Annotated in this window: 19 protein-coding genes, 1 tRNA gene and 1 pseudogene; 16 read left to right on the plus strand and 5 right to left on the minus strand. The window is 67.3% G+C overall.

Features of this window, described 5'->3' with window-relative positions; all coding sequences use genetic code 11:
• Nucleotides 1-16 precede the first annotated feature (16 nt).
• The 13 genes from ASG07_RS00130 to ASG07_RS00190 all read left to right on the plus strand — a co-directional run bounded on the left by ASG07_RS00130 (nucleotide 17) and on the right by ASG07_RS00190 (nucleotide 17,692).
• Nucleotides 17-541, plus strand: coding sequence for an RNA polymerase sigma factor (locus tag ASG07_RS00130; RefSeq protein ID WP_168377279.1), 525 nt, complete (start codon nucleotides 17-19; stop codon nucleotides 539-541).
• Entirely contained in the window at nucleotides 541-1,518 is a 978-nt protein-coding gene (locus ASG07_RS00135) for a FecR family protein (protein ID WP_055840556.1), read from the plus strand. The genes ASG07_RS00130 and ASG07_RS00135 overlap by 1 nt, the downstream gene beginning before the upstream one ends.
• Nucleotides 1,519-1,616: 98 nt before the next feature.
• On the plus strand, nucleotides 1,617-4,484 hold the full coding sequence (locus ASG07_RS00140; RefSeq protein ID WP_055840559.1) for a TonB-dependent receptor: 2,868 nt from the start codon (nucleotides 1,617-1,619) through the stop codon (nucleotides 4,482-4,484).
• 101 nt (nucleotides 4,485-4,585) lie between these two features.
• The gene (locus tag ASG07_RS00145) at nucleotides 4,586-7,267 is read left to right on the plus strand and encodes a TonB-dependent receptor (protein ID WP_168377280.1); all 2,682 of its coding nucleotides are present in this window, start codon (nucleotides 4,586-4,588) and stop codon (nucleotides 7,265-7,267) included.
• Between the two features lie 66 nt (nucleotides 7,268-7,333).
• Nucleotides 7,334-9,109, plus strand: a complete 1,776-nt coding sequence (locus ASG07_RS00150; protein WP_055840564.1) for a hypothetical protein — start codon at nucleotides 7,334-7,336, stop codon at nucleotides 9,107-9,109.
• On the plus strand, nucleotides 9,106-9,870 hold the full coding sequence (locus tag ASG07_RS00155) for a FadR/GntR family transcriptional regulator (protein WP_055840567.1): 765 nt from the start codon (nucleotides 9,106-9,108) through the stop codon (nucleotides 9,868-9,870). The genes ASG07_RS00150 and ASG07_RS00155 overlap by 4 nt, the downstream gene beginning before the upstream one ends.
• Nucleotides 9,871-9,958: 88 nt before the next feature.
• Complete coding sequence (locus ASG07_RS00160) at nucleotides 9,959-12,793, plus strand: glycoside hydrolase family 127 protein (RefSeq protein WP_082474475.1); 2,835 nt, start codon at nucleotides 9,959-9,961, stop codon at nucleotides 12,791-12,793.
• Complete coding sequence (locus ASG07_RS00165) at nucleotides 12,790-13,137, plus strand: hypothetical protein (RefSeq protein ID WP_201780932.1); 348 nt, start codon at nucleotides 12,790-12,792, stop codon at nucleotides 13,135-13,137. The genes ASG07_RS00160 and ASG07_RS00165 overlap by 4 nt, the downstream gene beginning before the upstream one ends.
• Before the next feature lie 69 nt (nucleotides 13,138-13,206).
• Complete coding sequence (locus ASG07_RS00170) at nucleotides 13,207-13,812, plus strand: TetR/AcrR family transcriptional regulator (RefSeq protein ID WP_055840577.1); 606 nt, start codon at nucleotides 13,207-13,209, stop codon at nucleotides 13,810-13,812.
• 41 nt (nucleotides 13,813-13,853) lie between these two features.
• Nucleotides 13,854-14,474 (plus strand): hypothetical protein, encoded by a 621-nt coding sequence (locus tag ASG07_RS00175; RefSeq protein WP_055840580.1) that lies wholly within the window; start codon nucleotides 13,854-13,856, stop codon nucleotides 14,472-14,474.
• A 159-nt stretch (nucleotides 14,475-14,633) separates the two neighbouring features.
• Entirely contained in the window at nucleotides 14,634-14,942 is a 309-nt protein-coding gene (locus ASG07_RS00180; RefSeq protein ID WP_055840583.1) for a hypothetical protein, read from the plus strand.
• Nucleotides 14,943-15,032: 90 nt separating this feature from the next.
• Nucleotides 15,033-15,782: a hypothetical protein gene (locus ASG07_RS00185; RefSeq protein ID WP_156361670.1), complete on the plus strand. Its 750-nt coding sequence runs from the start codon at nucleotides 15,033-15,035 to the stop codon at nucleotides 15,780-15,782.
• An 86-nt stretch (nucleotides 15,783-15,868) separates the two neighbouring features.
• The gene (locus ASG07_RS00190; RefSeq protein ID WP_082474386.1) at nucleotides 15,869-17,692 is read left to right on the plus strand and encodes a DUF885 domain-containing protein; all 1,824 of its coding nucleotides are present in this window, start codon (nucleotides 15,869-15,871) and stop codon (nucleotides 17,690-17,692) included.
• Between the two features lie 148 nt (nucleotides 17,693-17,840).
• Here the strand turns inward: ASG07_RS00190 and ASG07_RS00195 are convergent, their stop codons facing one another.
• Nucleotides 17,841-18,695 carry a 3-keto-disaccharide hydrolase gene (locus ASG07_RS00195; RefSeq protein WP_236694453.1) on the minus strand — a complete coding sequence of 285 codons (855 nt, stop codon included), beginning with the start codon at nucleotides 18,693-18,695 and terminating at the stop codon, nucleotides 17,841-17,843.
• A gap of 165 nt (nucleotides 18,696-18,860) precedes the next feature.
• On the opposite strand from ASG07_RS00195, the gene ASG07_RS00200 reads away from it, so the two are divergent.
• Both ASG07_RS00200 and ASG07_RS00205 read left to right on the plus strand, forming a co-directional pair.
• Complete coding sequence (locus tag ASG07_RS00200) at nucleotides 18,861-19,859, plus strand: bile acid:sodium symporter family protein (protein ID WP_055840591.1); 999 nt, start codon at nucleotides 18,861-18,863, stop codon at nucleotides 19,857-19,859.
• Nucleotides 19,860-20,056: 197 nt separating this feature from the next.
• Entirely contained in the window at nucleotides 20,057-20,521 is a 465-nt protein-coding gene (locus tag ASG07_RS00205; protein WP_055840594.1) for a hypothetical protein, read from the plus strand.
• A gap of 1 nt (nucleotide 20,522) precedes the next feature.
• Here the strand turns inward: ASG07_RS00205 and ASG07_RS00210 are convergent, their stop codons facing one another.
• Together ASG07_RS00210 and ASG07_RS00215 are read right to left on the minus strand one after the other, a co-directional pair.
• On the minus strand, nucleotides 20,523-20,966 hold the full coding sequence (locus ASG07_RS00210) for a hypothetical protein (protein WP_055840596.1): 444 nt from the start codon (nucleotides 20,964-20,966) through the stop codon (nucleotides 20,523-20,525).
• Between the two features lie 40 nt (nucleotides 20,967-21,006).
• Nucleotides 21,007-21,083 (minus strand) — tRNA-Arg (locus ASG07_RS00215).
• Between the two features lie 144 nt (nucleotides 21,084-21,227).
• Here ASG07_RS00215 and ASG07_RS17725 point away from each other — a divergent pair.
• Nucleotides 21,228-21,932: pseudogene (locus ASG07_RS17725) on the plus strand (glycosyltransferase); the annotation flags it as partial.
• Between the two features lie 210 nt (nucleotides 21,933-22,142).
• Here ASG07_RS17725 and ASG07_RS16755 read toward each other — a convergent pair.
• Together ASG07_RS16755 and ASG07_RS17115 are read right to left on the minus strand one after the other, a co-directional pair.
• A complete protein-coding gene (locus ASG07_RS16755; RefSeq protein ID WP_082474388.1) occupies nucleotides 22,143-22,724 on the minus strand; it encodes a class I SAM-dependent DNA methyltransferase in 582 nt (193 codons plus the stop codon).
• Nucleotides 22,714-23,430 (minus strand): PIG-L deacetylase family protein, encoded by a 717-nt coding sequence (locus tag ASG07_RS17115; RefSeq protein ID WP_168377281.1) that lies wholly within the window; start codon nucleotides 23,428-23,430, stop codon nucleotides 22,714-22,716. The genes ASG07_RS16755 and ASG07_RS17115 overlap by 11 nt, the downstream gene beginning before the upstream one ends.
• Nucleotides 23,431-23,453 lie beyond the last annotated feature (23 nt).

Raw genomic sequence — 23,453 nt, forward strand, 5'->3', positions numbered from 1 at the left:
CAGGTAGAGCAGGCGATTGGCGGACCCCGAAGAAGGCAAGGCTGAAGGTCGACTCGCCGAACTCGTGCGGTCCCACCGGTCGATGCTGTCGCGCTTCTTCGTGCGTCATGCGCCGGACCAGAACGAGGTGCCCGATCTCGTTCAGGACGTCTTCCTGAAGCTGAGCAAGACCGATGTGCCCGACCCCCTGGACAATCCGGGCAACTACATGATCTCGGTCGCCCGGTCCGTGTTGATCGATCATTATCGGCGCCGGCAGGTTCGGCATGCTGCCGATCATGGCGATCTCGACAATATCGATCTGGAAAGTACGGATTTGTCCGTCGAGCGCGTCCTTGACAGCAAGGCCATGGCTCAACGGATGCAGGAGGCGTTGCTCCAGCTGCCGGAACGGACGCGGGACGTTTTCGCGTTGAGAACGCTACGGGGAATGAAGATGGCCGAAGTCGCCCGGACGCTGCAGATTTCGCTCAGCTCGGCAGAAAAGCACCATGCGCGTTCGCTGAGCTATCTCGCCACGCGGCTGGCGGATTTTCGCTGATGGCTCCGGAGCAACTGGAACAGGCGGCCTGGTGGCATACGCGGTTGGGCGAACTGGACGACGGTCCGTCGCGCAGTGCCGCGCAGGCCGGATTCGATGCGTGGCACAGCGCATCCGACGAACACCGGTTTGCCTATGCCGCGATCGTCGAGGCGGACGGGATCGCGCGCGCCTGCGCCGATGAGCCGGTGCTGCACGATCTTGGCGAAGCGGCGTTGGCACGGGCCGCCGTCCGCCGCCGGCATCGCCGCTACATCGCGGTCGTCGGACTTGTCGGGGCGATCGTGGTGATGCCGGTGGCGGCGCTGGGTATCAGCCACTTCATGCAGCCGCCGGCACCCGAAGTAACGGCAGCACCGGTGCGGGTATTTTCCACCGGTATAGGCGAGCGCAGTTCGTTCGCCATCGCCGGCCCCGCGCGCGTGATGCTCGATACGACCAGCCGGGCCACGGTTGCGGGAACGACGTTGACGGTCTGGGGACAGGCCTATGTCAGCACCCCGGGCGAGCCGATCCGGCTACGAGTACCCGGCGGCGTCATCCGTCTCCGTCTGGGCGGGTTGAACGTGAGGACGACGGGGACCGGCCTCTCCGTTTTTGCGGACGACGCGCCGCTGAACGCCGAATACGAGCGCGCCACGGGCGGCTCGGTCCGTCTCCAGCCCGGCCGATCGCTGGGGCTGGCGAATGATCGGGCGCGCGTCACCGCCCCTGCGGACGCCGCGGCGATCACCGGATGGCGTGACGGCTGGCTATTGTTCGACGACGTTCCGCTCGGTAACGCGGTCGCCGAGGTCAACCGCTACCGCCGCGTCCCGATCCGCGTATCGCCCGACGTCAGCGACTGGCGGATCAGCGGGTCGTTCCGCACCGACCAGAGCGCCGGCTTCCTCGATACGGTCGCCACGTCTCTCCCCGTTGCGATCGCCCGGTCGGGAGGCGCACCGACGATTTCAGCGCGTCGTTCGGAAAACTAAAATAAGTTAGTACTAGTAGTACGGGTTTCAAAGCCCGCCGCGTCCTCACTCATATGCTCGGCTCGGCACAGATCGGAGCAGAGCGTGGGAGCAGGGGGGTGACGCGCCTGATGGGCAAGCTGCTGGGGATGACGGCTCTGCTGACGGTTCCGACCGTCGATATCGCAGCAGCCCGGCGTGCTGCGCAGGCGTCGCCGCAGCGTGCCCCGAAGTCCGCGTCGCGCGTCCGGCAGCTTCCGCGTCTGCTCCGGATCCCGGCGACCGATCTGGTCGACGCCCTGCGGATGTTTTCGCGTCAGACGGGGCGGTCGGTGGGGTTCGCCCCGCCGCTCGTTCGCGGCAAGGTCGCGACGGCGGTCGCCGGGCGCCTCGACCCCGATCTGGGTCTCGCCCGGCTGCTTGCGGGCACCGGCTTGGCGTTCCGGGTGATCGACGGCGGCTATGTGCTGGCCGCCGTACCCGTCGATCGGCCACGACCGGTCGCGTCCCGCCCGCCCGCGGCGCACAACGACGGCGTCGACATCGTCGTGATCGGTACGCGCCTCGACGGCGGCGATCCGACGGACGTGAAGCGGCGCTCGTTGCAATCGGTCAGCGGGCTGAGCGATGACGACATCCGCAAGGTTGCCGATACGTCGCTGGCCGATGTGGTGCGGCGCATCCCCGGTGTGCAATCGTCGGTGCGGGCCGCAGGTGCCGTCATCACCATCAGGGGCCTGAGCCAGACCGAATACCGCCTCAACGGCCGTAATTTTACGAGCACGCTGTCCCGCGGCTTCGACATCGCGGCTCTACCGTCCGACATCGTTGCGGGCATCGACGTGTACAAGACGCCGTCTGCGAGCCAGATCGAGGGGGGAATCGGCGGCGTCGTCGACTTTCACACCCGGCGCCCGTTCGACGCGGCGGCGGCCAGCGCGACCGCGACGGTCAAGGGCGCGTATGGGGATCTGGACGGCCAGGTCCGGCCCTATGTGTCCGGGCATGCCGGCCAACGCTGGACAACCGACGCAGGCGAGATCGGTCTTCTGATCGGGGCCAGCCATCAGGCACAGGATGTCGCGGGCGACATCTTCCGGATCGACACCAACGCATTGCGAGCGATGGCGTCCGGTCAGGACATCGATGCGCCGGCCAATGCGATCAAGCGCTATCTTCGCGGTACGAAGACGCTGGACGCCGGCTATGCGTCGGCGCAGTGGCGGCCCGATCCGGTGATCGAGATCAGCGGCGACCTGCTCTACAATCGCAGCACGCTGGATTTCACGACGACATCCCTGACAGCGTTGCTGGCCGATGGCGTGGCGAGCGGTCCCTTCGATCTGTACGCCGACACGCGGGCGGTGCGGGGCGGCCGATGGACGCAGGTGCCGCTGGTATCGAGTACCGCGCGTGGCCAGGGCTACTTCGAAACCCGCCAATACGGGCTGAGCGGCCGTTACGAACGAGGGCCGCTCAGCCTGCTGGTCAATCTCGCGCGGACCGGAACCCGCTTCCAATATCGCGCGCCTACCGCCACGCTCCGCGCCGCGGCGCCGCAACTGGACTATGGCGTTGACGGCAACCTCCCGTATTTCACGATATCGGGCGTCGACCAGACGCGCCCCGAAGCATGGCGCTTCGCCACCTACAGCGATCTCGGTATCCGGGACGACAATCGCGAGACGAACATCCGGCTCGACGGCGTCCGGGCGTTCGACGGTCCGATCAAGGCCCTGAAGTTCGGCGGTCGTTCGGCCGGACGATACGTGGATCATCGTGTCGGCCTGTCGATGGCGCTGGCACCCGCCGGCATCGTCCCGGTGGAGGACAGCGGGGTCGTGGGGGATGGTCAGGGCCGGCTGTTCACCTCCGGCTATCCGCAGGCGCGTTGGAGCGCCCCCGCCGGAGGGGCGCTGGCGATCAGCCGGGTAGCCGCGCTGCGAAGTGCGTTCGGCCTGCGTCCGGACGCGCCCGAACGCGATCCCGAACCGGACTATCAGGCGCGAGAGATGGTCACCAACGGCTATGTCGAGGCGACGTTCGGCGTGGTGGCGGCAGGCATCCCGATCGATGGCAATGCCGGGCTGCGGTACGCCGCCACGCATCTGTCGATCAGTGGTCCGTCGACCGCGTCCGGCACCGCCTTCGAATTCGATCGCCACTATGACCATTGGCTGCCCAGCATCAACGTGCGGGCCGATCTCGATCGCCAGCTTTACCTGCGTCTGGCGTGGTCGCGGCAGATCACGCGCCCGTCGTTCACCCTGCTGTCGCCCACCGTCACGCTCGATTTCGTCAACGCGATCGGCGACGCGGGCAATCCCCGCCTGAGCGCGCTGAGCGCGTGGCAGTACGACGCCGCGCTGGAATGGTATCCGGTCCGGGGCGGCAACCTGTATGCGGCGGCGTTCTACAAGCAGGTGCAGGGTTTCATCCGCACGCGGACCGCGGCGGAGCGGATCGACGGCCGGACGTTCCTCATCAGCCGGCCCGTCAACGCGGATGCGGGCTGGATCGGCGGCGTGGAGGCGGGCTTCGCGCAACAACTGCGTTTTCTGCCCGGTCCGCTCGCCGGACTGGGATTGCAGGGCAGCTATACCTTCATCGACAGCTTCACGCAAGACAATGGTGCCGGGTTCAGCGTGCCGCTGGAACAGATGTCGCGGCATAATCATGCGGTCGCGCTGACCTATGACCGTGCCGGAGTATCTGCCGGCGTCACCTGGGTCTGGCGCAGCCGTATCGCCCAGTTGTCCAGCGGCGACGCCGTCGGCCGGCCGCTTTTCCGCAATCCCTACGGCCAGTGCGACGCGACCATCACGATACCCGTGACGGCGCGGATCGACCTGACGACCAGCGTTCTGAACGTGCTGCAACGGCGCACGCGAGAATATTTCCAGGATCACCGCTTCATCAACCAGACGTTCGACGAAAGCCGGCGCTTCTTCGTCGGTGCCAGCGTCCGGCTGGGGAAGCGACGATGACCGCCATGCGGAACGGCCCGGCACGAGGGCCTGAGTCCGTCCGATACAACATCCAGCAAGCATAAACGACGATGCGCAGCATCGCAGGGGAGAGACGTATGATGAAGAAGACCGGATATGATCGCTGGCTGTACAATGGACTGATGATGTCCATCGTGGGTCTGGGTGCGATCGGCAGCGCCCAGGCGCAGACGCAGGCGCGGACCGCGGATGCCCCGACGTCGGAGGAGCAGGTCGCACCGGGCGAGCCGGCGGCGCCGGCGGAATCGGACGTCGCCGACATCGTCGTCACCGGCCAGCGGCTGGGTTTCAGTACGACCAGCCAGATCAAACGCGACGCGCCACAATCGGTCAGCGTGCTCACCACGACCGACCTTCGCAACATTCCCGATACCATCCTGATCGACATCGTCCGGCGCGTGCCGGGCCTGCAGGTGTCGCAGGGCGGCGGCGGCGGCATCGTGTCGATCCGTGGTCTGAGCCAGACCGAGAACCGCCTGAACGGCCGCAATTTCCCGAGTGGCATCGGTCGCAATTTCGATATCGCGACGCTACCCGGGGACCTGGTCTCGGGTGTCGCGGTCTACAAGACGCCCACGTCCGACCAGATCGAGGGCGGCATCGCCGGCATCGTCGACTTCCGCACACGCCGTCCGTTCGACTTCGACGGGTTCGCCGCGTCCATCACCGCCAAGGGCGTCCACACCAATCTGGACGGCAAGGTCGACCCGATCGTCTCTGCCTATGCCTCCGACCGCTGGCAGACCGGTATCGGCGATGTCGGTGTCCTGGTGGGCGGCAGTTTCCAGCGGCAGCGCAACGGGCTGGACCTGCTGACGACCAACGGCAACACGCTCCAGACCGGCCCCGGCGGCACCAACATCGACGCGCCGACCTCCGTGTACAAGCGGTACTTCTTCAACAACAAGGAATTGGCGACCGGCTATGGTTCGGCGCAGTGGCGTCCGAACGACGCGCTGGAGATGGTGGTGGACGTGCTCTACAACAGCACGTCGAACACCGGCGGATTGCAGAATCTGAGCGTGGCGCTCGGCGCGCAGGCTTCCGATCCCGTGACCGGCGCCGCGCGCGGCGCGGTCGCCACCGGACCCTTCGCGCTGTATCCGAACAGCAATGCCTTCCGGTCGGGCAATTACCGCAACGTGCCGGTGGAATCCGGTCTCGACGTGTTCGGCGGCACGCTGAACGCGTTCCAGGCGGGATACAACGCGACCTACAAGCAGGATGCTGCGACGATCAGCTTCGACGCCGCCTATACCCGCTCCACTTTCGAAGGGCCGGGGGGCGGTATCGCGATGACCACCACCGCCCCGACGGTGGCGTACAATGCCGATGCCCGCTATCCGTCCTTCGTGATCGGCGGTGTCGATCAGACCAATCCGGCCAACTACAAGTTTTCGAACTTCTTCGAATATATCAATCGCGACAAGAGCGAGGACATCGCCCTGCGTCTCGACGGGACGTATAACTTCGAAGGAACGCTTCGTACGATCCAGGTGGGATTACGCTACGACGATCGTACGATCGGTCATACCGGCGGATTTCGCGGTGCGGGCATACCGGCGACGATCGGCAGCGTCGTCGACAGCCGCCTTACCGAACTGACCGCCAACGACCTGTACGAGAACACGCCGATATCGCAGCGGCAATGGGCGAGCTTCGGTCCGCGCGTGCTGACGCGCTACCTCGCCGGGACACGCGGCCAGTTCGGCGTCGCGGGGGGTGTCCCCGATGCGCCGGCATCCGCCTATGACGGCAAGGAGACGGTGATTTCCGCTTACGGTATGGCGACGTTCGCGGTGCCGGTCTTCGGGATTCCCGTGGACGGAAACGTCGGCGTCCGCGTGGTCCAGACCGATTTCACGCTCAACGGTACGCGGACGATCAACACCACGGTCGGCGGCGTCACGACCACCGGGCTGGCGCCGCAGAGCTCCGGCAGCAAATATGTCGACGTCCTGCCCAGCGCCAATCTGCGCCTGACGCTGGCCCGCAACCTGTTCCTGCGGCTGGCTTATTCGCAACAGGTTTCGCGTCCGGGGTTCGCGCAGCTGGCGCCGATCACCACGCTCAACTTCCAGGATCGGATCGGATCGTCCGGCAATCCCGATCTGAAGCCGTTGCGCGCGGACCAGCTCGACGCCTCGCTGGAATATTATTTCGGCCCCGACAACAGCATCTACACCGCCGGCTTCTACAAGGACGTGAGCGGGTTCATCCGCAACGAGACGACGCAGGCTGCCGTGGCCGGCTTCCAGATCACCCGGCCCGTCAACGCCACCGACGGCTATGTCGCCGGCGGCGAGGTGGGGTATCGCCAGACGTTCAGCTTCCTGCCGGGCCCGCTTTCGGGACTGGGCGTGCAGGGCAGCTACACGTACGTCGAAGGGACCAGGTCGCCGAACGCTGCCGGCTACATCGTTCCGTACGAACAGATCACGCGGCACAATTACCAGCTCTCCGGAACATACCGGAAGTACGGGATCAGCGCGAACGTCAACTGGGTGTGGCGTAGCAAGTTGCTGGAGGCGACCAGCAACGATCCGCGCGGGCGGCCGGATTATCGTACGCCATTCGGGCAGCTCGACGCGAATCTGATCTATGCGTTGAACCCGCGGGTCAATCTGATCCTCAGCGGCGTCAACCTGACCCAGTCGCTGATCCGGCGGTCGTTCCAGGACGAGCGCTTCTTCGCGCAGGATGCGCTGGAGAATCGCCGCATCTATGCCGGTGTGCAGATCAAACTGGGCGGCGGCATCTGACCGACCGGACCATCCGGGCCGTTCGCGCCCGGATGGTCGCGGCCATTCGAGGAACGGGAGATTTCGATGATCGACGACAGCATGGTTTCACGTCGCGTTCTGTTGGCGGGTGCCGCCGCGGCGAGCGGCGCGGTACTGGCACCCGGCACGGTCGCGGCGCAGGCACGCACCGCCAATCCCGCGGGGCTGCGCCTGCTGACGTCGGTCGACGACGTTCATACGCCGCCGCGCGGACCGGGGGTGATGAAGTTCAGCTTCGCAAATCCGGAACCCTCGGTCTCCTTCGGCGGCCTGATCTTCGGGTTCGAGGTCATCACGTTCGAGAATAATTACGGCATCGACCCGGCGACGGTGTCGGTCGAGCGCAGCGACGAGACCCTGCGCCTGACCGCGACGGGCCTGACCTGGGCCGGTGGGCAGCAACGCCGCGCGGGCAAGCTGGTCGCCGATCTGACCCGCGCCGCCGACGGCGCGGTCGAGTGGACGGTGTCCGCCACGATGGACATCCCCGTCAAGGCGCTGAAGACGATCGTGCGTGGCTTGCCGCGCGGACGGGTGTCGATGGCCGCGGACGACTGGCAGGATCTCGGCGATGCCGAGCGTGTGTTCGAATATCCCATGTTGATGGGCGGAATGGCCACGCCCTTCATGGCGATCGACAGCGGCAAGGGCCGCGTCTGGGGCTTGTCCGCGCTCCAGAAGGAGGTGCGGCCGGCACGTTTCGCCTTCCTGCCGGGCCCCGACGGATACAAGATCGAACTGCTGTACGAGCAGGCCGGTTGGGACCGGCGCGGCGACGTCACCAGTTGCGGCTGGCGGATCGCCCCGGATGCCGACATCGCGGCCGCGGCACGGCGACATTTCACGTCGGTCGAGCGATCATGGTCGATCCCCGATTTCGCGGGCAGGCCGGATGCTCCCGAGTGGATGAAGCACATCGCCTGCGTCGTCGCGCTGCATGGCGAACATTGGACCGGCTACGTCTTCAACGACTTCGCGCGCCAGCTGGAGATCCTCCGGTGGATCGCGCGCCAGATCGACCCCGCGACCGTGATGGTGTTCCTGCCGGGGTGGGACGCGCGATATTACTGGGACTATCCCGCCTTCGTGTCCGGCGCGAAACCCGGTGGACAGGCCGGCCTCGATCGGCTGGTCGCGGAGGGGCGCAAGCTGGGCTTCCGCTTTGCGCTGATGTTCGGCTCGAACGTCGCCAATCCCGCTTCGCCGGCGTTCGCCGCGGTGGCCGACGCCCGGCTGGTCGCCGTCTACGACGCGCCCTTTCCCGCTAATTACGTCGATTGGGACGGCGATCGCAAGGGCGACGGGTCCATGGTGTTCATGAACCTCGCGGTGAAAAGCTGGCGGGACCATCTGGCCGGTCGCATCTCGGCGATGATCGACCGGCTGAAGGTCGATGCCTATTTCCTCGATATTTGCGGATTGTGGGAGAATAATACGCAAGGCGACATGCTGATCGGTGCGCGCGATCTGGTGGATGGGCTCGCCCGTCGTCACCCCGGCGTCCCCGCGATCGCCGAGATGCAATATGATGCGCAGATGGGCTTCATCCCGATGAGCCAGGCGCCGCGTTATCCGCTCTATCCGGAGGCCAATGACGGCAGGGTCGCATCGTTCAACCATCTGAGCTGGTCGGCGCCGGGTCGCGGATCGACGGGCGTCCACGAATATGGCTTCAACACCTATCGCCCGGTGACGATCGATCAGCGGCAGATCCCGACGATCACCTTCGTCGACGACACCTTCACGACGCAACGCGACGCGGTGGCGAAGGATATCGCCACCGCGCGGGCCAGATTCGCCAAACGCGGCAATCGGACATGACACCATCGCGCTCCGCGTCCGTCGCTGACGGCCCGGCCGACGGTCTGGCTACGATACCGGAGACGCGGGGAACGGGTCGACGGCTGCGCGGGGCGGTAGCCTATCGGCTGGGCAGCGCCATCGTGTCGGGCGAGCATGCTCCGGGCGAGGTGCTGATGAGCGAGGCGGACGGGTCGGAGGCCCTGAAGGTATCGCGCGGCGCCTACCGGGAGGCGATCCGGACGCTGGTCGCAAAGGGATTGGTCGAAAGCCGTCCGCGGTCCGGCACGATCGTGCAGCCGCGCCACCGCTGGAACCTGCTCGATCCGGATGTCCTGACCTGGACCTTTTCGGGGCAGCCCGACATGGCGATCGTGCGCAGCCTGTTCGAATTGCGCATCATGGTGGAGCCATGGGCGGCATCGATGGCGGCGCAGCGCCGCACCCGCGAAGATATCAAGGCGCTGCGGACGGCGCTGGCGGCGATGGCCCGGCACGGGATGGATCATCTCGCCGGGCAGGCGGCGGACTGCGCGTTCCACGATGCGATCCTGCGCGCGACCGGCAATGATTATCTGGTGGTGCTGACCACGAGCATCGGCACCGCCGTGACCATGACGACGCAGTTCAAGCGGCGGTCGTCCACCCTGCCGCGCGATCCGATCCCCGAGCATCGTCGCGTGCTTGACGCCATTGTTGCGGGCGACGGGGCTGCGGCATCGGCGGCGATGCGAATGCTGGTCGACAGGGCGTTGGAAGACACCAGGCAGGCGATGGGATGACTGTGATCCGGAACGGCGACATCCCGACGGATCGCGAACACGGGTGCAGACGGGCGGCGCCGGACGGCCGCCGGCAGGAGACGATGCGATGAGTGATTATCACGATGATGACGCCTGTGGCCACGACCATGGCGACACGGCCGGTCGGACCGGAACCAGCCGTCGCGGGCTGTTGCTCGGCGGGGCGGGGGTCGGGGCGCTGGCGCTGTTCCCTGCGCGCGTCATCGCCGGAACCGACGCGGTCGATCTCGCGCCGGTCGCCGTGCCGACCGCGTCCACCGTGGGCGAGGACCCGCGCCTGCTGACACTGTTCGACACCAAGCTCCCGTCCGCCTCCACCGACACGCTGAAGGGCGCGTGGAGCAGTTGGCCCCATCGCGACATGCAATGGATCGATCTGCGCTGGTCGGACCCCGTCACCACGTCGCGGATCGAGGTGTACTGGGCGGTCGACGGCAGCGAGGTGATCTTGCCGCGCAGCGCCAGATTGCTGCGTTGGGACGGTGGCAAGTACGTCCCGGTCACGCTGCGCACGTCGCCGACGCTGGGCAAGGACATGTTCGACGGGTTCGACTTCGCACCCCTCAGCACCGATCGTCTCCGCCTTGAGGTCGAGCCCGCGGCAGGCAAGTCCGCCGGCGTGCTGCGCTGGCGCGTGCTGAGCGCCGGCGCGCTGCCGTCGCTGGCTCCTGCGATCGCCGCGGGGATCGACCGCAGCGTGGTCGTCGGTGGCAAGACCTATCTCTCCGCCGATGCCCGCTGGGTGCGCCGTGCGCCGGGCGACGACCTGCGCTGGACCAAGGTGAGCGGCCCGGGCAACGTCAGCTTCGCCGATCCGGCGGCATCGGACACGCTGGCCGGGTTCTCGGCGCCGGGCGACTATGTGTTGCGGCTGACCGGCAATGCGGGTGCCAGGAACGGTGCCTCGACGCTGCACGTTCGCGCCGTCGCGCCGCCGCCCGCCCAGCGCCTCGACGTCGTCTATACCACGCCCTGGTCGGTCGATAATCCGATGTGGAACGCGCGGGTGAAGTCGCTGATCGTCAACTGGATTCCCCATTGCGTCGCCTATTGCGAGCGCACCGATCTGCCGACGGGACAGGGCGGCATCGACAATTTCGTCGAGGCGGCCAAGGCGCTGCGCGGCGAACCGCACGGTACGCACAAGGGCTATGTCTTCTCCAACGCCTGGATCCACCAGACCGTGGAATCGATGTGCCTGGCGCTGATGGTGGATGCGGCCGGCGACAGGGAGATCGCGCAGGCGCAGGACACGATGCGTGCGACGCTGGAGCGGTGGATCCCGATCATCCTCGCCGCGCAGGAGAGCGACGGCTATCTCCAGACCGCGTTCACGCTCGCCGATCGCAGGGAATGGCCACGCCGCTGGTCGCCCGGGCAGCGTGCGAACCACGAAGGCTATGTTGCCGGCTATTTCCTCGAATCGGCGATCAATCACCACACGCTGACCGGCGGCAAGGACCTGCGGCTGTATGACGCCGCCAAGAAGCTGGCCGATTGCTGGGTGGCGCATATCGGACCGGGCAAGCAGGCATGGTTCGACGGGCATCAGGAGATGGAGCAGGCGCTGGTCCGCTTCGGCCGGTTCGTCAACGATGTCGAGGGCGGCCGGCGTGGCGACGCGTATGTCGGCCTTGCGCGCTTTCTGCTCGACTCGCGGGAGGGTGGGTCGGAGTACGACCAGAGCCACGTGCCGCCGGTTCGTCAGTACGAAGCGGTCGGTCACGCGGTGCGGGCCGTCTATTTCTACTCCGGCATGGCGGACGTCGCCGCCGAAACCGGCGACATCGATTACCAGAGTGCGGTGATGTCGCTCTGGGACAATATGGTGAACCGCAAATACTACGTCACCGGCGGCGTCGGCAGCGGCGATACCGCGGAAGGGTTCGGAGTCGACTATGCGCTGAAGAACGATGCGTATTGCGAGTCATGCTCCAGCTGCGGCCTCATCTTCTTCCAGTACAAGATGAGCCTCGCCTATCACGACGCCAGATATGCCGATCTTCTCGAAGAGACGATGTACAACGCGCTGCTCGGATCGGTCGACATCACGGGTAAGAGCTTCTGCTATACCAATCCGCTCGACGGGACGGAGCGGGCGAAGTGGCATTCGTGCCCGTGCTGCGTCGGCAACATCCCTCGTACGCTGCTGATGGCCCCCACCTGGGCCTACGCCAAGGCCACCGACGCCCTGTTCGTGAACCTGTTCATCGGCAGTCGCGTCAACGTCGGCAAGGTGGCGGGCACCGAGGTCGAGATGGTGCAGCAGACGGACTATCCGTGGAAGGAAGCCGTGGCGATCACTGTCAACCCGGCGGCCCCGAGCCGTTTCGCCGTGCACGTCCGCGTGCCGGATCGCGCGACCAGCACCCTGTATACGGCAAGCCCCGCGGTCTCCGGCGTGAAGCGCCTGTCGGTCAATGGCCGGTCCGTGCCGGTCGTGATCGAGAACGGCTATGCGGTGATCCACCGCGAGTGGAAGGCGGGCGACCGGATCAGCTTCGACGTGCCGCTCGCCGTTCAGCGTATCCGTCCGAGCGACAAGATCGCCGAGACCCGCGGGCATGAGGCGTTCCGCTACGGCCCCCTCGTCTACGCGTTCGAGAGCGTGGATCAGGCGAGTATCGACGGTCATGTCGCCGCGCTGCCGGTCGCGACGTGGCAACCCGATCTGTTGGGAGGCATCGTCACGCTGGAGGGGCGCTGGAAGGACGGCGCGAAGCTGCGCGCAATTCCCTATTATCAGCGCGCCAATCGTGACGGCGGTCCGCTGCGCGACTTTCCGATCGCCGACGGCTCCGTCAGCTACGCCCCCGGCGGATCGTTGCTGGCCGCCACCGCCGTCGTCGCGGAGGCTCCGGCGCAGACGGCGCGCGTCTGGGTGAGGGCTGCGCCGTCGTGACGGCCGGCCAGCCCATGGACACGTATCGGAACCGCACGTCGGGAAACATCATGAAAAGCTACTTCTGCAAATACATACCGCCCCGGCCGGACTTCTTCGCAACGATGACGCCGGTGGAAACGAACGTGATGAGCGATCGTGACGCCTGGCAGACGACGCTGCTGAACCACGGTCTGATCGCCGCGCACGGATCGGTGGACGATGCGGACGGACGTTACGACGTGGTGATCTACACGGTCGCCACTTACGACGACGTCCGCGACGTGACCGCTGAGGACCCGCTGATCCGCTCGGGGATCGGCAGCTACCAGATTTTCGATATGCCCGTATTAAGAACCCTCTGACGCCCGGCTACCAGCGCCGGCGCGACCGGCGCGCTTGGTTTTTGCCGCGCGAACCCGCATGTACGAACGATGCGGTACGGCAGCGAGCATAAGGCGCAGACGCGGACGCGGGTTCTGGAGGAGGCCGCGGCGGTCATCCGCACCGATGGCGCCGATCGCATCGGCGTCGCGCAGGTCATGTCGCGTGCCGGCCTGACGCATGGCGGCTTCTACGCGCACTTCGCGTCGAAGGAAGATCTGATCGTGCAGGCGATCGCCTTCATGTTCGAGGATGGGGCGGCGGCCTTCTTCGATCGACCGGAGGACGGCGATCCGGCCGTGGCGCTGTCGCGCTATATCGACTGGTATCTGTCGATGGCGCACCGGGACAGGATCGACCGGGCGTGCCCGATCCCGATCCTCGCCGGGCAGGCGTCGCGGTTGCCGGCGGCGGCGCGCGACCGGTTCGCGGCGGCGATCGAGCGGCTGACAGGTGCCGTCGAGGCGCTGCTGGCGCGGATGGGGCATGCGACGCCGGCCGCGACGGCCGCGGCGAGCATCGCGACGATGGTCGGCGTCGTCGCGATGGCCCGCCTTCAGCGCGACGACGCCAGGGCGCTGATCCTGCTGGAGACCGTAAGGGCATCGGTCCGGACGGCGTGCGGCCTTCCCCATCGCGAACGACTGGCGACCTGATTGCGCGTCGACGCGCGACATCGCGACCTCGAGGATCTTTCATGGCTACATCGCACTCCTCCGATCCCCCGGCACCGCCCGCTTCGCGGTTGCTCGGGACCGTGTTCGTCGGCGCGGGCTGTCTGGCTGCCATGCCCGCGGCGGCGCGCGATTATCCGACGCGCGACGTCGCGGGCTGGACGGTGGCCGCCAGCAAAGACGGCAAGGGCTGTTTCCTGACCAGGAAGTATGACCGGGCGGGCGCGACGACGCTGTTGCTGGGCATCGACACCGACGGAACCAATCATCTGACGGTGCTGAACGATAACTGGTCGATCAAGGCGAAGGACAGGCTGAAGCTGACGTTCCGCCTGTCCAGCGGAGCCTATCCGGGTCATTTCGCGGTCGGCCTGATCGCTGACGGCCAGCGCGGGTTCGTCACCAGCTTCGAGCCGCAATTCCCTACTTATTTCGCGAGGTCCGCGATGCTGGCGATCGCGCGCGGCGACACGCCGGTGGAACGGCTGGACCTGACCGGAAGCGGAGCAGCCGTCATCGAGCTGCGCCGGTGCGTCGAGTTCGTGCGCGTCAATCCCGGCCCGAAGGCGGTCGACACGGTCCGTCCGGCCGACATCCCGGAGGACCCGTTCGCCCCCGCGCCAAAGCGGACATCGCGCAAATAGCCTCGAACGGTCAGCAAATCGGCTGATCGTTCAACGGGTAACGGGTCGGGGATGCCTCGACCCACCCGAGAAGATGCACAGTCGAACAGAATCCCGATTGCTGGAACCCCGCCGCTCCGGCTTGGTTGTTGCGTTTGGTTAAGGACTGAAAGAATCGCCATGTATTCGTTTGCGTTCAAGCTGGCTCCTGCTGCGGTCATTCTGGCGGGAGCCGTCGGTCTGGGTGGTTGCGCCTCCAAATCCTATGTCCGCGAGCAGATCGCGCCGGTCAGTCAGCGCGTCGACACGCTGGAGTCGCAATTGCGGCAGACCGACGGCACCGCCAAGGCGGCATTGGCGGAAGCGCAGGCGGCGTCCGGCCAGTTGCAGAGTGCGGGCCAGCGTCTCGACCAGATCAACGGCCGCGTCGATGGCGTCGAGCAGCGGTTGCAGGCGCAGGAAGCCCGCCCGAAGCGCCCGCGCCACTGATCCCTGAAGACCATCGGGCCGAACGGCCCGTGATGCCGCCGGTCGCCCCATAGCACGGGGCGATCGGCGGCTTTCGAGTGCCGTGAATCCATGAACCTTGTCCTTCGCGGTTTTGCCGGTCTGGCGCTTGGCCTGCCGCTCGTCCTTCCGCTCCCGGCTGTCGCCCAGACCCGGTCGAAGCCGGTTGCCGCCCGGTCCGCCAAACCTGCCGTATCCGTCGCCCCGACTTCCGCCGCGCCCATTCAGGCCCCGTCGCCAGACGAGCCGATATCGCCATCGGACAGCGCCTTGCGCGTCGTCGACTGGGTCGGCGTGTCGAAGGACAATCACGCGCTGCCCTATGTGATCGTCGACAAGGTGAATGCGGCGATGTTCCTGTTCGACAGCACCGGCAAGCCGATCGCGGCGGTGCCGGTGCTGGTCGGCATCGCACCCGGTGACGAGGCCACGCCCGGCGTCGGCAGCAAGACGCTCGCGGAGATCGGGCCGGCCGAAAAGACGACTCCCGCCGGTCGCTACCTGGCGAAATTCGGGCTGGCATTCCGCAAGGAGCGGATATTGTGGGTCGATTACGCCACCTCGGTCGCGATCCATCCGATCCCGGGCGATGTCGGCAAGGCGGAGGGACGGCGCGAGCGGATGCTGTCGCCGACGCCGGACGACAACCGCATCACCTTCGGCTGCATCAACGTGCCCAGGGCGTTCTACTCGAAATCGCTGCGTCCGCTGTTCCAGAAGAAGGGCGGCTATGTCTACGTGCTGCCGGACACCAGACCGATAGAGGAGGTGTTCCCGCGCCTCCGCGTGCACGCGTTGCAGAACTCCGGCCTCTATCGATAACGATCGGGGCGACGGCAGGGGGAGGCGGGGCGATTGCCTCGCGCGGCAGGCTGGGCGAGAAGCGGCTGATCCCGAAGGAGTCTCCGATGCGTCCTGCCATTGCCCTGATGTTTCTGCCCCTGATGCCGCTGGTTCAGGCGAGTGCGCCCGACCCGCTTCAGGCGGCTTCGGCCGGATCGACAGAGGCGCAGGACGCCGCGCTGCTGCAATTCCTCGACCGCGCCTATGACGAGCAACTGGCGCTCAGTCCCGAGGCGCAGACGCAACTCGGCTTCAAAACCGATTACGGGAAGCTCGACGACTATACCGATGCCGCCGCGGTGCGATCGCGCGCGCTGGCGGAGCGGCAGCTGAAGGAGATGCGCGCGCGGTTCCGTCCTGAGCGACTGGGGGAGAGCGCGCGGGTCAGCTATCGCCTGTTCGAATATCAGGTCGAGCGGGAAGGCGAGTCCTTTCCGTTCCGCAAGCTGCGGTTCCCGGTGTCGACCAACGGCAGCCCGGCGGGCGACATCCCCGTGCTGCTCATCAACAATCACAAGGTCGACACCGTCGCCGATGCGCAGGCCTATATCTCCCGGTTGCGCGAAACCGAGCGGGTGATGCGCGAGGTTGCCGCGACGATGCGAGAGCAGGCGGCGGCGGGGATCATCCCCAACAAGGTCAATTTCGCGCCCGCCCGTGCCGACGCGAAGGCGGTCATCACCGGCGCGCCGTTCGACAATGGTCCGGATTCGACCGTCATGGCCGATTTCCGCAAGAAGGTGACGGCGCTGAAGGCACCCGATGCGACCAGGGCGAAGCTGCTGGCGGATGCGGGTGCGGCGCTGACCGGCCCGTTCCGCCGCGGCTACGACACGCTGTTCGCCGCGCTGGACGCGATCGAGCCGCTGTCGAAGGGCAACTTCGGCGCCTGGAGCCTGCCCAACGGCGCGGCCTATTATGCCGACCGGCTCAAGGGATCGACGACGACCGACCTGACCGCCGACCAGATCCACGAACTCGGGCTTCGTCAGGTCGCGGCGATTCGTCAGGAGATGGAGGCGATCAGGCGGGAGGTCGGCTTCACCGGCACGCTGGAGCAGTTCTTCGACAGCATCCGCAGCGATCCGAAATTCAAATATCCGAATACCGCCGCCGGCCGCGAGGAGTATCTGGGCGATGCCCGCGCCGTCATCGCGTCGGTGATGGTGGCCGCCCCGCGCTATTTCCGCGTGCTGCCCAAGGCACCTTTAGAGGTGCGCGCGGTGGAGAAGTGGCGGGAGGGCACCGCGTCGACCGCCTTCTACAACCCGCCCTCCGCCGACGGATCGCGGCCGGGCATCTATTACGTCAACCTCGCCGACATGAACCAGACGCAGAAGGTGCAGGTCGCCGGCATCGCCGCGCACGAGGGCGCGCCGGGCCACCATTTCCAGATCGCGCGCCAGCAGGAGATGACCGGCATTCCCAAGTTCCGCAAGTTCGGCGGCTACGGCGCCTATGTCGAGGGATGGGGCCTGTATTCGGAGCGGCTGGCGAACGAAATGGGCGTGTACAAGGACCCCTATGCGCGGTTCGGCATGCTCTCGCTGCAGGTCTGGCGCGCGATCCGGCTGGTGCTCGACACCGGCATCCACTCCAAACGCTGGACGCGCGAACAGGCGGTCGCGTACTTCAAGGCGAACAGCTCGGTGTCGGAGAAGGACATCGGCCGCGAGGTCGACCGGTATTTCAACTGGCCGGGTCAGGCGACCAGCTACATGGTCGGGCAGCTCAAGATCGCCGAGCTGCGCAAGCGGGCGGAGCAGGCGCTGGGGCCGAAGTTCGACATCCGCGACTTCCACGAAGCGGTGCTGAGCCAGGGGGCGCTGCCGCTCGCGGTGCTGGAGGAGCAGGTCGACCGCTACATCGCCGCGACGAAGGCGAAGTAGGGGGCTGCCTATCAGCGCCCATTCCCCTCCCCGGCGAAGGCCGGGGTCCAGTTGCAGCTGACCTCATGAGTCTCAATGAACTCACCGCGACTGGACCCCGGCCTTCGCCGGGGAAGTGGGGGTGGGCCGCAGCTCTCCCCCCACAAGATCACTTCAGCTCGCGGATCCAGATCGAGCGGTAGCTGATCGGCGCGCTGGGGTCGCCGTGATCCTGCAACTTGATCGGGGCCGGTCCATGCGCCTTGTAGCGGGGTGCGCCGATGTAGGCCGTCTCGCCTTTCAGCGCGACATGGTCCTGCACCAGCACGCCGTTGATGAAGGCGGTGACATAGGCGGGGCTGGTCACCGATCCGTCCGCGGCGAACACCGGCGCGGTCCAGATCACGTCGTAGCTCTGCCATTCGCCCGGCGCGCGGACCGGGTTCGCGAGCGGTGCGAACTGCTTGTAGATCGCGCCCGCCTGACCGTTGACATAGGTCTTGTTGCGATAGCTATCCATGATCTGGAGCTCGTACCCGTTGTCGCCGTCGCCGGTCGACGCCAGGAACAGTCCGCTATTGCCGCGGGCCTGTCCCTCGCCGGTGATGTTCGCCGGCACCTTCCACTCCAGATGCACCTGATAGTTGCGGAAGCTGCGTTTGGTCTGGATGTTGCCGGTCCCCTTCTTCACGGTCAGCACCCCGTCCGCGACGGTCCACTTCGCCGCACCCTTGTCCTTGGTCGAGACCCATTCGTTCAGGTCCTTGCCGTCGAACAGCACGATCGCGTCGGAGGGGGCGGGGGTCGTGGTCGCCGGGCCGGGAACGATCACCGGCACTTCGGGTGCCCAGACCTCGGTATCCTCGGGTCGGCCGGCGGGGGCGGCCTGTGCGGCGGAAGCCGCAATCGCGCTGGGCGCTGCGGGCGCTGCCTTCGCGGCGGGTGCAGCCTGCGGCTGCGGGGTAGCGGCGGCGATGCCGGTCAAGGCGATTGCAGCGGCGGCACACGCGATCATAGCTTCCATTCCTGACCCTACTCCTGTCCGACGACGATCGGTATCCGCCGCCCTTGGTAATCGCTTCGATTTCGCCGTCATAGTCGAACGCGGATCGTCTGCGTAGCCAAAGCTGCGGCATCGTATCGCCCCGCCGCCCGTTACCGTCTGGCGCGACCGGGACGATAAGCCACGATGTTCAAACGTATAGACCGTTACAGCCTGCTGCTGATCGCCACCGTCGTGCTCGCGTCGGTGCTACCATGTCGCGGCGTCGTCGCGACCGTGCTGGGCTATGCGACGGAGGGTGCGATCGCGCTGCTGTTCTTCCTGCACGGCGCGAAGCTGTCGCGCGCGGCGATCGTGCAGGGGCTGACGAACTGGCGGTTGCACCTGCTGGTGCTGGCGATCACGTTCGCGCTGTTTCCGATGTTCGGGCTGGCGGCGCACGGGGTCGCCGGCCAGGTGCTGGCGCCCTCGCTGGCGAGCGGGCTGTTGTTCCTGACGCTGTTGCCGTCGACGGTGCAGTCGTCGATCGCCTTCACCTCGATCGCGCGCGGCAACGTGCCGGCGGCGGTGTGCAGCGCCTCCGCGTCCAACCTGCTCGGCATCCTGTTCACGCCCCTGCTCGTCGCGCTGCTGATGGCCGGGCAGGCCGGAGGGGCGGGTGGCGTGTCCGGCGACGAGGTCTGGACGATCGTCTTCCAGCTGCTGGTGCCGTTCGTCGCCGGACACCTGTCGCGGCCATTGACTGCCGGGTTCGTGGAGCGGCGCAAGGCGATGCTGTCCTATGTCGATCGCGGATCGATCCTGCTGGTCGTCTACACCGCGTTCAGCGCGGCGGTGGTGGAGGGGCTGTGGACGCGCGTACCGGTGTGGCAACTGGCGCTGGTGTTCCTGTTCTGCGCGCTGCTGCTCGCGGCGGCGATGCTGACGACGAGCGCCCTGACCCGGCGTCTGAAGTTCGACCGCGCCGATGCGATCGCCATCCTGTTCTGCGGATCGAAGAAGAGTCTGGCGGCGGGCGTGCCGATGGCCGGCGTGCTGTTCTCCCCCGCGGAGGTCGGCGCGGTGATCCTGCCGCTGATGATCTTCCACCAGTTGCAGTTGCTGGTCTGCGCGAATCTAGCGCAGCGCCATGCCGACACCGCCCCACGCGAGGAGGATGTCGAGGATGCGGTGATCGCCAGCTAAAGACGGATCCTGCCGGCGACGAGGCGCGGCTGGAACGGGGCGTCGGCGCGGACAACGAGGCGGACGTCGACGAGGGTGAAGACGGCGGCGCGCGCACGATATAGATTCACGTTAGGGTCACGCTTGCCGGACTAACGCCGGCTGGGTATCGCCGCCCGTCCCGCAACCTGTCTGCCAGAGCCCGAACGCCTATGCCGATGCTGTCGGCGCGCATCGCCCTTGCCGCGCTTCTCCTTCCGGCCGCCTGTTCCAGCGGCGACACGTTCGGCAACGACACCGACGCGACACCGCGCGTCACGCTCCGCAATTTGACCGCCGCGACGTCGGCACCGGCGCGCGGGGACGATATCGGCACTTTGATCCCCACGCCGTCCGACACGCAGTCGCGCTATTACCTGCTGTGGCAGCGCAAGCCGCTGATGACGGGCAAGCTGGTGGCGGTGATCCGGCAGGAACGCGGCGGTCGCGTCGCCTATGCGCGGGTCGGGGTGAGTTGCCCGCAGCGGCTGTTCCACATCCTGGGCGTCGGCAACCGGCGGTCGTTCGCGGAAACCGCGATCGCCTATGACGGCCCGCTGCGGTCGATCGAGGGGCTACCGCTGCGCGAAGATCTGGCGACCTATGTCTGCGCCGCCGCGGGGACACCGCTCGCACCGCGATAGGTCACCCGGGTTCGTTCAGGATCGCCTCGACCGCGTCGACTGTGATCCCGAACGCACCCGCCAGCCCCGACGGCGATGCGCCGCGCCTGGCCAGTTCGCGCATCCGGCCGGCATCGACGACAGTGGTATAGGACCGCGTATCCCGCTGTTCGCGGACGACATCCTTGCGCCCCGACGAACGGTGGCGCCGGGCCGCCTCGGCGTGCGGATCGCCCGTGGCACGCAATCGTTCCTGCTCCCGCCGCTCCTCGCGGGCCTGTTCGCGTGCGACGGCGTCCGCGTCGCGGCTCGCGGTCCGGGCTTCGATGCGTTGCGCCATCAGGATGGATCGCTCGCCGGCGCGGACCTCGCGGGCTTTGGCCCGCTCCGTAGCGCGATCCTCGGGGCTGGCATTGGTTCGTACCCGGAAGCCGTTCGACGGGGACGCGCCCCAGCTCTTGTCCACGCGAAGCCTCCGCGTCCTGCCTCGATTGCGGGATGTCCAGTGGTGCGCCCGGAACGATTCGAACGTCCGACCCTCAGATTCGTAGTCTGATGCTCTATCCAGCTGAGCTACGGGCGCCTGGAAGCTGCGCGCCTAATCGCGGCGGGGCGGCGGCGCAAGTATCTTGTGGCGGATGCCGCCATTTCGGCATCCTGGCGGGTCGGCTGCGGATCGCCCCGGACGGCTACGGAACGTCCCGCCCCGTCGGGTTTTCTAATCTGAATGAATATAGGGGGTTATCAGGGGCATCGGATCGCCGTCGCATTGCCGGCGAGGGATGAGGAGGCGGATCTGCCGGCCTGCCTCGCGGCGCTGGACGATGCCGCCAGCCGTCATGGCGGGCCGGTGACGGTCGTGGTGGTCGCCAACAACTGCCGGGATCGGACCGCCGCCATCCTCCAGACCGTCCGTTTGCGTCATGCCATGTTGCGCTGGTCGGCGGTGTCGCTGCTGCCCGATCATCGTCACGCGGGCTGGGCACGGCGGCTGGCGTTCGACGCCGCCGCCGATCATCTTTGCCGGCCGACCGATATCCTCGTCTCGACCGATGCGGATACGGAGGTCGCGCCCGACTGGCTGGTGCGGACGGTCGCGCGCATCGATGCCGGGGCCGATGCGGTCGCCGGGCGCGCGCTGACCCGCCGGGCGGACCGCGCCGCGTTGGGACGTCGCGCAGTGGACCGGCTCAACCTGCTCGGCCGCTATTACACCGCGCTCGACTGGCTGCGGGCGGATACGGAGCGCGACGCGCACGATGTCTGGCCGCGCCATCATTACGAAGGGGGCGCGAGCATCGCGCTGACGCTGGACCTGTATCGCCGGATCGGCGGTGCGCCCACCCCGTCGCTGGCGGAGGATCGCGCGCTGTTCGATGCCGTGCGCCGCGCCGGCGGGCGGGTGCGCCACCCAGTCGACGTTCGGGTCTTCACATCCAGCCGCACGCAGGGGCGGGCACCGGGCGGCATGGCCGACGCCTTCGCACAGTGGATCGCGCAGGGTGACGACGATCCGCTGCACGAAACCTATGCCTTTCCCGCCGCGCTCGATCCCGCATCAGCAGGAGCTGAGGACCGGCTCAGTTTCCGGACGCTGCCTGCCGCCGTCCGGGCTGCGGGCGCGACGATCCGCGCGCGCCGGTCAGCGACGCCGCCACAGGTCGAGCCGATACTGCTCTCGTCGATCCCGGGTGACGACATCGACCGCATCGCCCAGCCGCTGCCGCAGTTCGGCGACGGCGTCGTCCCCGGACTTGGGATAGTCGGTATCCCCGGTCCAGTGGACGAGCAGCACATGCCCGCCTGACGGCAGCGCCCCACGCAGATAGTCGGCGAGCCGCGCCAGATCGGCATCGTCCCAGTAATAGATCACCTCCGACAGCAGGATCAGATCGAATCGGCCATCGGGCGCCTCCGCCGGCAATCGGCGTTGCGCGAAGCTGACGTTCGACAATGCGGCGCACCGCTCCGCCGCGGCGGCGAGCGCGGTCTGCGATACGTCGACCGCGAGCAGCCGGTCGCAATGCCCGGCCAGCAGCTCCGTCAGGACGCCGTTGGCGCAGCCGACCTCCAGCATCGATCCGACCCGCGGCTGCGGCAGGCTGGCGAGCGTGTGGTCGTATTTCTCGCGCTCATAGGGGCTGGTTGCGAAATGCCACGGGTCGCCCTGATCGCGGTACAGGGCCTCGAACCAGCCGGGTTCGATCGAGTGTTCACGGCGCATCGCGGGGCTCCAGCAGCAGGATGTGGGTCGCATCGACCAGCCGCCGCATCGATCGCGGCAGGACGAACCGGTCTGCGGCTCCGGCGATGCGGCCGCCGAGCTGCGTGCGATGACAGGCCAGCGCGCGACGCTGATGCCCGCGCCAGAGCGCGACCGGCAGGGCGACGGCCCGCATCGCGCGCAGCCGGGTCGTCAGGTCCGGCAACGTCCATGCCCAGACGCCGTAGAAACGCGGCGCGATACCCGTCCGCCGCCCGACCTCCCGCGCCAGCGCCGCCGCCGCCTCGTGGTCGCAATGCGGATCGGCATCCCAGCTCGCGACGATGTTGTGGATGCGGCGCGCACGGCAGAGCGCGACGAGCCGGCGTACCGTCGTCTCGAACGCGGTGGAGCCGGCCGGCGGCGGCGCGGCATCGCGCCATCCGAGCGCGACCGGCGTTGTCTTCAGCCTTAGCGCGCGCAGCGCGGCGCCGGCCTCTCGCGCGCGGACGCCTGCGACGCGGCGCGCGCTCCATCCGGGTGCGCCGACATGGCTGCCCGACCCATCGGTCAGGAACGCCACCGTCACCTCTCCACCCGCCGCCGCCAGTGCCGCGATCAGGCCGCCGGCCCCCAGAGTCTCGTCGTCCGGATGCGGTGCGATCACCAGCCAGCCGCCGCTCCGGACAGCCTCCGCGATCGATGACGACCGCGCCCGTCGCATCATTCGCGCCCGGTCCCGCCAGCCGG

The sequence above is a fragment of the Sphingomonas sp. Leaf343 genome (assembly GCF_001423765.1).
Classification (GTDB): Bacteria; Pseudomonadota; Alphaproteobacteria; order Sphingomonadales; family Sphingomonadaceae; genus Sphingomonas.